Origin of the sequence: uncultured Corynebacterium sp. (genome assembly GCF_947253065.1) — a bacterium.
Taxonomy (GTDB): domain Bacteria; phylum Actinomycetota; class Actinomycetes; order Mycobacteriales; family Mycobacteriaceae; genus Corynebacterium.
Genome location: NZ_CAMXWS010000003.1, coordinates 48,900 through 61,675, shown reverse-complemented (window position 1 = coordinate 61,675; position 12,776 = coordinate 48,900). Strand labels below are relative to the sequence as shown.

General features: G+C 61.7%; 7 protein-coding genes. 4 read left to right on the top strand and 3 right to left on the bottom strand.

The window, feature by feature from the left end; translation table 11 throughout:
- Positions 1 to 85: 85 nt before the first annotated feature.
- Positions 86 to 1,669 carry a carboxylesterase/lipase family protein gene (locus tag Q0X21_RS01610; RefSeq protein WP_297849947.1) on the bottom strand — a complete coding sequence of 528 codons (1,584 nt, stop codon included), beginning with the start codon at positions 1,667 to 1,669 and terminating at the stop codon, positions 86 to 88.
- A 131-nt stretch (positions 1,670 to 1,800) separates the two neighbouring features.
- Here Q0X21_RS01610 and Q0X21_RS01605 point away from each other — a divergent pair, with 131 nt between their 5' ends.
- The 4 genes from Q0X21_RS01605 to Q0X21_RS01590 all read left to right on the top strand — a co-directional run bounded on the left by Q0X21_RS01605 (position 1,801) and on the right by Q0X21_RS01590 (position 11,475).
- Positions 1,801 to 2,733: a hypothetical protein gene (locus Q0X21_RS01605; RefSeq protein WP_297849946.1), complete on the top strand. Its 933-nt coding sequence runs from the start codon at positions 1,801 to 1,803 to the stop codon at positions 2,731 to 2,733.
- 39 nt (positions 2,734 to 2,772) lie between these two features.
- The gene (locus Q0X21_RS01600; protein WP_297849983.1) at positions 2,773 to 6,450 is read left to right on the top strand and encodes an ABC transporter ATP-binding protein; all 3,678 of its coding nucleotides are present in this window, start codon (positions 2,773 to 2,775) and stop codon (positions 6,448 to 6,450) included.
- A 65-nt stretch (positions 6,451 to 6,515) separates the two neighbouring features.
- Positions 6,516 to 10,271 (top strand): multifunctional oxoglutarate decarboxylase/oxoglutarate dehydrogenase thiamine pyrophosphate-binding subunit/dihydrolipoyllysine-residue succinyltransferase subunit, encoded by a 3,756-nt coding sequence (locus tag Q0X21_RS01595; protein WP_297849945.1) that lies wholly within the window; start codon positions 6,516 to 6,518, stop codon positions 10,269 to 10,271.
- Between the two features lie 133 nt (positions 10,272 to 10,404).
- Positions 10,405 to 11,475, top strand: coding sequence for an HNH endonuclease signature motif containing protein (locus tag Q0X21_RS01590; protein WP_297849944.1), 1,071 nt, complete (start codon positions 10,405 to 10,407; stop codon positions 11,473 to 11,475).
- Here the strand turns inward: Q0X21_RS01590 and Q0X21_RS01585 are convergent.
- Together Q0X21_RS01585 and Q0X21_RS01580 are read right to left on the bottom strand one after the other, a co-directional pair.
- On the bottom strand, positions 11,472 to 12,176 hold the full coding sequence (locus Q0X21_RS01585; RefSeq protein WP_297849943.1) for a hypothetical protein: 705 nt from the start codon (positions 12,174 to 12,176) through the stop codon (positions 11,472 to 11,474). The genes Q0X21_RS01590 and Q0X21_RS01585 overlap by 4 nt on opposite strands.
- Before the next feature lie 23 nt (positions 12,177 to 12,199).
- Positions 12,200 to 12,742: a general stress protein gene (locus tag Q0X21_RS01580; protein ID WP_297849942.1), complete on the bottom strand. Its 543-nt coding sequence runs from the start codon at positions 12,740 to 12,742 to the stop codon at positions 12,200 to 12,202.
- Between the last annotated feature and the right edge of the window lie 34 nt (positions 12,743 to 12,776).

Here is a 12,776-nt window from a genome sequence, read left to right as displayed (position 1 = left end):
TTCAGACACTTTCGGCCTGGCGCGAACCAGCCTAGCTACGTCGCCGACACTACGCACTGGTTACACAGGGATTGACATCAGAAATTTAGGTATCAAAAACTTCTAAATCTTCAGGTTCTAATCCAAGGAAGTCGGTCACGCTTTCCAACACTTCCGGTCGGCCGGTGCCCCAGTTGGTGAATTTGAAGCCTTCCCACGCACGGCGCTTCTCCGGCTTCGGGTCACGCACCACGATCGATTCCGCACGAATCACCGCGGTCGCCCGGCCCGGCGCGTCTTCGGAACGGAAACCATAGAGAGGCCAAGCATCATCCACGCGACCGGTGTGGAAGAAGGCACCCCAGTTGCGTTGCATCATCTCGCTGACAGACTCGAAATCACCCATCGGACCCAAACGTTGCAGGAGGCCAGCTGGGGTGGAATATGGGGCACCAAAAACGGCCTCAAGATCAGCGGTGTGCACTGCCCCGATCCCGAGCCTTTGGATAGCGGGTGCGGCGTGATCGAAATGATACATCCACACATCTGCTGAGTGGCGGTGTTCGGTGGCCAGGCGTACCGACGGCGCCCAGAACACCGCATCGGCCACCAGCTCCGCGAAATCGGACCGTGTCTGCGCACCGTTATAGGCTTCCAAGATCGCATCGGCATGATCCGGGTCGAAGACCTCCAAGATGCGACGTGCCGCGCGCTCCCGGGAGCGGTTGAATACGTACATCGCTTTGGTGAAGCTGGCTTCCCCAGAATTCGAGCCAATGATCAGTGGCACTGGCGCCTGCTCATCATCGGTGAAGGTGTCGATCGGATGGCGCGGCAGAACATCGCCATCGACCGTGGGCATAAATGCCAGGTTCAAATACGGCAGCTCCCCGCTGCGGATCAATAAGGAATTGCCCACGCGGACGAGTGATTCGCCATCAACCTCCCGCAGGTCGTCGAGGGTGGAGAGGCGGGACATGCCCATGCCGTCGAGAAGCTTGCGCACCCACATTGCGGCCTGAATGCGTGAGTGAACTGCGGCGGCGGGTGCGGATTGGGCGACAGCGCCGTGGAAGAGACCGCGTGCGGACGGCGCACACATCAGCGCGATGACGGATGCTGCACCCGCGGATTCACCCATGATGGTCACTCGGTCTGGGTCGCCACCAAATTCCGCGATATTGTCCCGCACCCATTCAAGCGCCAGGATCTGATCCATCGTGCCGGGATTGGCCACACAATCAGGGCCGAGTGAGCGCAGATCCAAATAGCCCAGCACGCCAAGCCGGAAATTCAGCGAGACATAAACGATGTCAGTGGCCTCAGCAAAGCGGTGTCCCTGCAGGACCTTCTCGTGCGAAGAACCAGTTAGAAATGTTCCGCCGTGCATGTATACGACTACGGGAAGTTCCTCGTCGGTATCAGGCCGGACGATATCCAGCGTGAGGCAGTCCTCGGTACCTTTGACGCGGTCATTCCAGCCATAGGTTCCCTGCATGGCTGGGTGTGCGAAGCGACTCGCATCGAGCTCCCCTGCCCACGGTTCACGCGGTTGTGGCGCGCGGAACCGTCGCTGGCCGCCCGTGGGCGCGCCATACGGAACGCCGCGCCAGGTGCGCATGCCTGTCGTCGGATCCACGATGCCGCGGACCCGACCGGAAGTCGTGTGCACGACGGGATCGGTAGCCATGCCCTGCCACTTTAGCCACGCCACCGTAAAAGAACCTGCGTGTTCCGCACCCGAGCTCGTTCACGCGTACGACGGGCAATGGAGCTCTTCCTATAAGTTGGTACGCATTGGCTTTTAAAGGAGGACCCACCATGGCCCTGTTCAAAAAAGATAAGAAGAACCAGCCCGCAATGACTACCGAAACGGCAGATGCACAGCTCATTGAGCAAAACGCATCCCTTTTGGGACGGTCCTTCATCACCGGCCTCGACCGCGCCGTTCGTCTACAGTCCGGCGTGATCCGCGCGTATGTCGACCATTTGCGTCGCTCGAATCCGGAGGCCTCGCCAGCTGAGATTCAGGCGATCATGGATAAGCACTTCCTCTATGCAGCATCCGGCACCGGTGCTGGCGCGGGCGGCGCTGCCGCGATTCCGGGTATCGGTTTTGTCACGGGTGCTGCTGCAATCGCGGGCGAATCGCTCGTCTTCGTCGACCTGGCAGCGGTGTACACCGTCGGCTCGGCCTACCTGCGTGGTGTAGATATTTCTGATGCGGAGCGTCGTCGTGCAATCGTTTTGATGGTGCTCTCTGGCGCACAGGGCGCTGCGATCGTGGACACCCTCGTGGGCCCCAATGCCCAGTCCGTTCCGTCGGTAAAGATGCTGTCGAAATTCTCCGGCCCCACGCTGAACCAGGCGAACAGTCTTCTCACTCGCTCATTGATGAAGTCGCTGAAGAGCCGTCTTCGTCGCATGTGGATCGGCAAGCTCATGCCGCTTGGTATCGGTGCAGTCGCCGGCACGATGGCTAACCGCGCACTAGCAAAGAAGGTCATCGAAGGAGTTGACCCCAACCTTGGCCAGCCGCCCGTTGAATTCGCTAATGAGCTGCCCGCTAAGTCCGAAGCTGAAGAAGAAATCGACAAGGCTGAAAAGAACAAGAAGTCCCGTGTCAAGGCTGTCCTGGACGTGTTCAGCCGTTTCCGCGACCGTGACAATGACAATGACAACGCCGGCGATGATGATGCCGACGCAGCCGAAGCAGCAGCCGCGGCAGCCATCGACGCGAAAGCCGAAAAATAGCAGGACTCTTACGGGCAAAATGAAGGAAGTGAAGGGGCGATCGTCGATAAGCTGCGTGGGCATTTAATTACCCGGTCGCTGAAAGCAAACCCTGGGTTTGCGGCACTCACGCTGGTCACCGCTGTGCTTGCGGCAGTGCTGCAAACCACTGTGCCTGGATTGACAGGCACGGCCATCGACGTCGCCACCGGCGCACGCGAGGGTTCCGCCACCCGGATCGCGTGGGCCATGGCCGGTATCGCTGTCGCGCAATTCGCATTCCAGGTCCTGCGCCGCTGGGCCGCTGGCAACTTGGCCACCCGCTCGCAGCACTACGTGCGCGTCGAACTGCTCAAAACGCTGCACCGCCTCGACGGGCCAGGCCAAGACCAAATCGTCACCGGGCAGATCGTCTCGCGCTCGATCACGGACTTAGGCCAGCTCTTCTCTGTTCTCGCGATGAGCCCGATGGCGTTTTCACGGCTGGTACAGCTGATTCTCACCGTCGCTGTCATGGCGTGGGTAGACCTCCCGCTGACCGTAATGGCGCTGGCATTCTTGCCCGTCATCGTGTGGGTGGCCGGACGTTCGCGCAGATCCTTATATGCCGCCACGTGGGCGAATCAGCAATCCGCTGCTGATCTGACCAGCCACGTCGAGCAAACCGTATCCGGTGTGCGCGTGGTCAAAGCCTTCGGCCGCGAAGACCACGAAGTAGAAAAGCTCGATGGGCTCGCGCGCCACCTGTACGCCGTGAAAATGCGCGCGGCCAAGCTCACCGCACGATTCCAGCCCGCACTAAGCCAACTACCCAACCTCGCGCTTGTTGTCACCATCGTCGCGGGCGGCCTCATCGCACTCGGCGGCGGCATGACGGTCGGCGGCTTCGTCGCATTCACCGCGTACCTCACGTCGCTGACCTCGCTGATCTCCATGCTGGCGAATACGTACGTGACGCTTCAAATGGGCATGAGCGGCGTCGATCGCCTCGACGAAGTCCTGCAGCTCGCGCCCGAACATCCCGATCCCGCGCAGACGCGCACGATCCCCGACGGACCGGTGGGCATCGCGTTCAACGACGTCACATTCAGCACCGACGGTCGCCGCGTCCTCGATGGCTTCAACCTCACCGTCGCGCCGGGCGAACAAGTCGCCGTCGTGGGGCCCGCCGGCAGCGGCAAATCAATGGCCGTGCAACTCGCCGGCGGGTTCTACTCGCCCGAGCGTGGACACCTCGCGGTTATCACGCCCGACGGGGAGATCCCGTACGACGAACTCACGCACCGCGAACTCCGCAGCGCCGTCACGTGCGTTTTCGACGAAGCATTCCTCTTCTCACTGTCCATCCGCGACAACATCGCCATGGGCGCCGATGTCACCGACGCCGAGGTCACACACGCCGCACGCATGGCATGCGCCAATGAATTCATCACCCAATTGCCCGATGGCTACGACACCGTCGTCGGCGAACGCGGCCTCACGCTCTCCGGTGGCCAACGCCAACGCATCGCCCTTGCCCGCGCGCTTCTCGCCCGCCCGCGCGTGCTCATCCTCGACGACGCGACCTCCGCCATCGACGCCGCCACCGAAGCCGACATCCTGGCCAACCTGCGCGACAACCTCCCCGGAGTGACCATCATCGCGGTCGCACACCGCCAATCCACCGTCGAGCACGCCGAACGCGTCATCATCGTCGATCAGGGCACAACGCTTATCGACGCACCCCTTGCCCACACCCTCACCCACCCCTCCTACACCGCGCTCATGGTCCCCGATGACGCCACTTCGTCAGCTGCTGTGACTGAGCCAAGTCACGTCGATCTTTGGCCCGAGATTGCAGATGACGCACCCCACGAGCATGTTCTGAGCCCCTCTGGCGGAGGCGGCGGTGGCGGACGTGGAGCCCACGTGGTCACCGCCACCCCTGAACTCCGGGAACGCCTTGCCCACCTCCCACCCGCCGATGAAGAACCGACCGGCACGATCCCCGCTGGTCTGCGCGCAATGTTCGGGTCCGTGAAATGGCTCATCGCGGCTGTCACTGGACTGCTTATCGTTGGCGTGCTCGCGGACTTAAGTTTCCCCACCTTGGTGCGCACGGCCGTGGATAAGGGCATTCAAGCTGGCGATGCCCGCACCCTGTGGCTCGTCGCCGCCGCCGCACTCGCCGTCGTGCTCATCGCGTGGCTCGCCAGCGCAGCAATGACTGTGCTCTCCGCGCGCTCCGGCGAGCGCCTCCTCTACGGCCTGCGCGTGCGCAGCTATGCCCACCTCCAGCACCTGGGTATGAGCTATTTCGAATCGCACCTGTCGGGTCGGATCATGACACGGATGACCACCAACATCGACACCCTGTCCAGCTTCCTACAGACGGGGCTCGCCCAAGCCATCGTGTCTGTCGGCACACTCATCGGCGTTGCCGCGATGCTGGTTGCCACCGACGGCTCACTCGCGCTCATCGCGCTCTACGCCGTGCCGGTCATCGCGGCCATCACCATCGTTTTCCGCCACTATTCCAAACGTTTCCACGCTGAATCCCGCGCCCAAATCTCCGCGGTCAACGGTGAATTCGCCGAACTCATCGGCGGCATCCGCATCAGCCAAATGCACCGCATGGAGCCCTCTGCCGAAGTCCACTTCGCCGCCGAAAGCAACGCTTATCGACGCCTCCGCATGCGCTCCCAACTCCTCGTCGCCACCTACTTCAACGGCATGCAAATGATCTCCCAGATCATGAGCGCCATCATCATCGGCATCGGCGCCACCCGCATTGCCGACGGAACCCTATCTGTCGGTGTTCTCGTCGCCTTCACCATGTACTTGAGCCAGCTCTACGGCCCCATCCAACAGCTCGGCCAAATCTTCGACTCCTGGCAGCAAGCCACCGTAAGCTTCGACCGCATCCGCGAGCTTCTTAGCGAAGAAACCACCGTCCCCGACACCGGCACCACGCCCGACGCCGCAGACGCAGCCCGCGGCGAACTTGCCTTCAATAACGTCACCTTCTCCTATGGCGCACACCCTCAAATTGACGAGGCTACAGCCGATCCCACCAGCACTTCTCCCGTCACGCTGTCCGACCTCACCGTCACCTTCCAGCCCGGCGAGACCGTCGCACTGGTGGGGTCGACGGGGGCGGGCAAGTCGACCGTCGTCAAGCTGCTTGCTCGTTTCTACGATCCGTTAAGCGGCGAAGTGACCGCAAGCGACACAAACGTGCGCGAATTCCCGTTGCCTGCCTGGCGCCGCGCACTCGCGCAAGTGCCGCAAGAGTCCTACCTCTTCCCCGGCACCGTCGCAGAAAACATCGCCTACGGCGCACCCGACGCCACCGAAACCGACATCGAAGACGCCGTCCGTCGCATCGGCGCGCTCGGAATCATCGCCGCCATCCCCGGCGGGTTCAACCACCGCATCGGCGAACGCGGCCGCGGCTTAAGCTCCGGCCAACGCCAAATCATCGCGCTCGCCCGCGCCGAAATGCTCCACCCCGACGTCGTGCTTCTCGACGAAGCCACCGCCACCCTAGATCCCGCGACCGAACGCGCCGTCCTCGACGCCTCTGCACAGACCACCAAAGGACGCACATCCATCATCGTCGCGCACCGACTCGCCACCGCCGCACGGGCCGATCGAGTACTCGTCATCGACCAAGGACGTATCATTGAGGACGGACCCCACACCGACCTGCTCAAGCAGGGCGGGAATTATGCAGTATTGTGGGCTGTTAGCCATTGATTGATACTGATCAATAAAGCAATCAAAAGCAGACGTAGAACGAAGAAACGAGGCGAGTACCTGCCGTGAGCAGCGAGAGCACATTCGGCCAAAACGACTGGCTGGTTGATGAGATGTTCCAGCAGTACAAGGAGGACCCCTCCTCCGTCGACGAAGAGTGGCGCGAGATGTTCGACAAACAGGGGCACAGTGGCGCAAGCCAAACCACCCCGCTCGTCTCCCCCGCCACAAAGCAGGCTTCGGTGCGCGACACCCAACAGCACCAGTCCCGCACAGCAACCAAGGTCGCTGAAAGCACCGGTGCGCCCAGCCAGGACGGACGCGCCACCCGCGTGGACGCAGCCGTCAAGGACGTGCCGCACCCGTCCGCAAAGCAGGCCGGTAAGAAGAAGGCCAAGCAGTCCCCGATGGAACGCCTGCAGCCACTGCCAGAAGCTGGCGAGAAGCAGCTGAAGGGCACCTTCAAGGCCATTGCCAAGAACATGGACGAGTCCCTGACCGTCCCGACGGCAACGACCGTGCGCGATATGCCGGTCAAGCTCATGTTCGAAAACCGCGCGCAGATCAATGATCACCTGAAGCGCACTCGCGGTGGCAAGATCTCGTTCACCCACATCATCGGCTGGGCAATCGTCAAGTCTGCCCTGCTTCACCCGGGCATGAACGTGAACTACAAGGTGGAGGACGGCAAGCCTTTCGTCGTCACGCCTGAGCACATCAACCTCGGCCTGGCCATCGACCTTCCGCAGAAGGACGGCACCCGCGCCCTCGTCGTCGCAGCCATCAAGGAATGCGAAACCCTCACCTTCGACGAATTCGTCAAGGCATACGAGGACATCGTTGCCCGCGCCCGCCAGAACAAGCTGAAGATCGACGACTTCCAGGGCGTCACCATCCAGCTGACCAACCCGGGTGGCATTGGCACCCGCCACTCCATTCCGCGTCTGACCAAGGGCCAGGGCACCATCGTCGGTGTCGGCGCCATGGACTACCCGGCAGAATTCGCCGGAGCATCCGAAGACCGTCTCGCAGAACTCGGTGTGGGCAAGCTGACCACACTGACCTCCACCTACGACCACCGCGTCATCCAGGGCGCAGAGTCCGGCGAGTTCCTGCGCGACATCTCCCAGCTGCTTAACGACGACAAGTTCTGGGACGAAATCTACGACGCCATGCAGATCCCCTACGCACCAATGCGTTGGGCACAGGACATCCCGAACCACGGTGTGGACAAGAACACCCGCGTGATGAACCTGATCGAGGCATACCGCTCCCGCGGACACCTCATGGCTGATACCAACCCGCTGCAGTGGCGCCAGCCCGGCCTGCCAAAGCCGGACTCCCGCGACCTCCTGCTAGAAACCCACGGCCTGACCCTGTGGGACCTCGACCGCACCTTCAACGTCGGCGGCTTCGGTGGCAAGGAAACCATGACGCTGCGTGAGGTGCTCACCCGCCTCCGCGCCGCATACACCCTCCACGTCGGAGCTGAATACACCCACGTCCTCGACCGCGACGAGCGCGAATGGCTGCGCGACCGCATCGAGGTGGGCATGCCCAAGCCGACCAGCGCCGAGCAGAAGTACATCCTGCAGAAACTCAATGCCGCAGAAGCATTCGAGAACTTCCTGCAGACCAAGTACCTCGGCCAGAAGCGATTCTCCCTCGAGGGCGCCGAGACCCTGATTCCGCTCATGGATGCCGTCATCGACACTGCTGCCGGCCAGGGCCTCGACGAGGTCGTCATCGGTATGCCGCACCGTGGACGCCTGAACGTGCTGTTCAACATCGTCGGCAAGCCAGTCAAGACCATCTTCGGCGAATTCGAAGGCAACCTGCAGCCCGCCCAGCAGGGCGGCTCCGGTGACGTCAAGTACCACCTTGGCTTCGAAGGCGAGCACATCCAGATGTTCGGCGACGGCGACATCAAGGTCACCCTCGCTGCCAACCCGTCCCACCTGGAAGCAGTCGACCCAGTCATGGTCGGCATCGCCCGCGCCAAGCAGGACATCCTGAACCGCGACAAGAACGTCAACGAGCGCTCCGTCGTCCCGATGATGCTGCACGGCGACGCGTCCTTCGCCGGCCTCGGCGTCGTTCAGGAGACCCTGAACATGTCCAAGCTGGCCGGCTACGACGTCGGCGGCACCGTCCACATCGTGGTGAACAACCAGGTCGGCTTCACCACCACCCCGGACCAGGGCCGTTCCACCTACTACGCCACCGACCTGGCCAAGGGCTTCGACTGCCCGGTCTTCCACGTCAACGGCGACGACCCCGAAGCCGCAGCATGGGTTGGCCAGCTGGCCACCGAGTACCGCCGCGAATTCGGCAAGGACGTCTTCATCGACCTCATCTGCTACCGCCTCCGCGGCCACAACGAGGCCGACGACCCGTCGGTGACCCAGCCGCAGATGTACGAGCGCATCAACTCGCACCCGTCCGTGCGTACCCGCTACACCAATGACCTCATTGGCCGTGGCGACATCACCAAGGAAGAAGCCGAGATCGCGGCACAGGACTTCCACGACCAGCTGGACTCCGTGTTCACCGACGTCAAGGAAGGCGGCGGCTCCCCCGCTTCCCAGCACGGCATCACCGAATCCCAGTCGCTCACCCGCGGCCTGGACACCTCTATCAACGCGGACATGTTCAAGCAGCTTGCTAACACATACGCTGAGCTGCCAGGCGACTTCACCCCGAACAAGCGCCTCAAGTCCGTCCTGAAGTCCCGTGGTGGATCCTTCGACAACGGCAACGTCGACTGGGCATGGGGCGAACTCCTCGCCTTCGGCTCCCTCGCTGCGGAAGGCAAGCTCGTCCGCCTCGCCGGCGAGGACTCCAAGCGCGGTACCTTCACCCAGCGCCACGGCGTCCTGTTCGACCCGAACACCGGTGAGCAGTACAACCCGCTCGACGCCAACGCCATCGAGGCCGGCAACGGCGGCCGCTTCACCATCTACAACTCGGCACTCACCGAGTTCGGTGGACTCGGCTTCGAGTACGGCTACACCGTGGGTAACCCGAACGCACTCGTCGCATGGGAAGCACAATTCGGCGACTTCGCCAACGGTGCCCAGACCATCATCGACGAATACGTCTCCTCCGGTGAGACCAAGTGGGGTCAGCTGTCCAGCCTGATCATGCTTCTGCCGCATGGTTACGAGGGTCAGGGACCGGACCACTCGTCGGCACGCATCGAGCGCTTCCTGCAGCTCGTTGCCGAGGGTTCCATGACCATCGCGCAGCCGACGACGCCGGCTAACCACTTCCACTTGCTGCGTCGTCAAGCGCTTGGCGATATGCGCCGCCCACTCGTCGTCTTCACCCCGAAGTCGATGCTGCGCAACAAGGCCGCAGTCTCCCAGCCGGAAGAGTTCATCGAGACCAAGTCCTTCCGTTCCGTCATCGACGACCCGAATATCGTCGATGCGAAGAACAACGTCATCGGCGACGCCGACAAGGTCACCACGATCATGCTGTGCTCCGGCAAGATCTACTACGACCTGGAGAAGCGCCGCCAGAAGGACGGACGCGACGACGTGGCCATCATCCGTATCGAGATGCTCCACCCGATCCCGTTCAACCGACTCAACAAGGCATTCGCCAACTACCCGAATGCCAAGGAAGTCCGCTTCGTTCAGGACGAGCCCGCCAACCAGGGTCCGTGGCCGTTCTACAACGAGCACCTGGCTAACCTCGTGGATGACCTCCCGCCGATGCGTCGCATCTCCCGCCGCGCACAGTCCACCACAGCGACCGGCGTGAGCAAGATCCACCAGCAAGAAGAGAAGGCGCTTATCGACGAAGCATTCGCCTAACCCTCCCCTTCCACCCCGCCCCGCCTTCCCGGCGTGCGGCGGGGTGTTTTGCTGCTGTGGATAACTTTTGGTTATCCACAGCCTGGGTTGCGTGCGCTGTTTTTGTCCCCGTTGTGCGTTTAGCGTTTGGGGCATGACAGTTTTTGACGCGTTTTTGGGCTCTCTTGCGAGCCCGATGGATATCCTGGCGGGGTTTGATCGTCAGGCTGCTTGTGCTGCTGGCGTCAAACCTGCCACCTACCAGGCCTGGGAGCGTGCCCATAAGGTCTATTTCGGTACGACGCGGTTTCGGCGTCAGCAGGCCAATGCGGTGCGTGTGGCCCGTTCGACGGGCAAGTCGTTGGATCAGATTCTGTTCATCGAACAACACGTCTCCGCTTTGGCGGCGGAGGGTGAGAAGTGGAAGATCCGCCTGGCGTTGCTGTCTGTGCGCGGGGACTTTAAAACATTGCAGCGCCGCGCTAAAGACATCGTCCCTGAGGTTGATAAACCTGCCCCGGAATCGAAGGTGCGGTTTGGTAAGTCCTGTAAAGGCAAGCGGACTTTTTCTGCCACGGGTGATGAACACCTGATCGCCGCATTAGAGCACACCTTGCGCCGGGGGCTTAATCCGGATCGGCCGGATGCCCCGCAAATGTACGAGGCTTTTGCGGATTTGTTGCGTGATGGTGGTGGTGTGGCTGCGGCCGCACCGCGTCCGTTGGTGGTGGTTCCGGTGCCGGAGTACTTCAAGATTCTGGCGGGTGATGGTGATGAGACCATCTTGGGTTTATCTGATGGTACGACGATGACGGGTGCGGAGTTTTTGACGGAGCATTACGGCAAGGATTTAGAGGTTGGTTTGTTCCACCCGCAGGCGGGTCCGGTGAATTTGTATGACACGAAGCGTTGTGCCAACGCTAAGCAGCGTGATTTGGCTCGTGCGACGCTAACGACGTGTCCGGTGCCAGGGTGTCGGCATGCTGCGGATCATTGTCAGGTTCATCATGTCACCCCGTGGGTGGTTGGTGGGCAGACGAATATGAACAATCTGTCGGTGTTGTGCAGGTATCACAACCTCACCAATGATGATGACCCACGGCGAAAACATCGGGGGCGAATACGTATCCGGCACGGAACACCAATATGGGTTTCACCACGTGGGAAACCAGTGCCGAACACCACCCACCAGTACGGGGCGATGCACCTACTGTTCGGAACCTAGACTTCGCGAGCCTGCCCCTCATCAACGATGCGCTGCAGCTCCGAACCCATGCCGGTCTTCTCCTGCATCCACGCATTGACGGCTGCACTTGGGCTGCCGTCTTCTTCGGTCTGCTCGACGAGCTTTTCCAGATCGGTCGTGGACAGCGCACGTGTGACCTTATTCATGGCGTTGCGCACGCCGCGATCAAACATGCCTGCCTCAAACACCGGGATGATGTTCTGGGGCAAGTCGTCGTGCTCGGTCTTCGAGCAGCCTTCGGCGGGTGATGGGTCGACTGTTTTGAAGGATCCGGGCAGCGTGCCCACGGCTGCGTCGTAAGTCGCGAGCGCCAGGTCGGCGTTGTTGGAATCTTCTTCGTCGGCTTCGTTCTTCTTTTCTACCAGTACCTCGGCCTCACCGGGATTCGCAGTGACCACCAGCGAACCGACGCACATGACTGCGAAATTCGCGTCACGTGTTTGCAGCACGTCCAGCTTGGCGGCATCATCCACATACCGCTTGCCGACGATCCCCACTTCCCTTCCATCCAACTCCGCCACCTGGCGGTAAATCTCCGCCAGCACCAGCTGTTCGGGGTCAGACGGGTCAGCAGCGATCTTCACCGCCGGGCTTTTCTCGCCGCAGGCGGTCAGAGCTGTCATGCCAAGTAGAGCTGTCGCACCAATTGCCACTACGCGTTTGCGCCGTGAATTCGCCACGCTTCTCTCCTGCGATCTAGCCATTACTGCTGCGGGCGTGGCTGCTGCGGGCGTGGCTGCTGCGCATTTTGGGACGGGCGTGGTCCCATCTGTGCGATCAGGTCACGGGCCTGGGGCGCGGTGGATGGTTCGCAGAGAATGTCATAACGCCCAGCAACAATATTCGTTGCGGACGAAAAATCACGGCGTCCCTGCGTGAAGGCGTAGCCGAGTGCCGCAAACGCAACGCCGAAAATGACGCCGAACACGATCGCGGACAGCAGCGCCGCCCACACATTCGGCGTGAACAGAGCGAACAGCAGGCCGACAAAAAGGCCAAACCACAGGCCGGACAGAGCACCGCCAGCAAGGACGCGCCCCCACGTCAGCCGACCAGTGACGCGCTCCACTTGCATCAGATCAACACCGACAATGGTGATGTTCTCGACGGGAAACTCCTGGTCAGACAACCCGTCGACAGCTGCTTGCGCGTCGACGTATTCCTGGAAGCTACCCACGGGCCAGCCTGCAGGTCGCTGCGGCTCAGTCAGTCGACGTCGTGCGGAGGCTGGGTTCGGCTGAGTCATGTGGCTAACCATCCTTCTCGTTGCATTCGTGTAT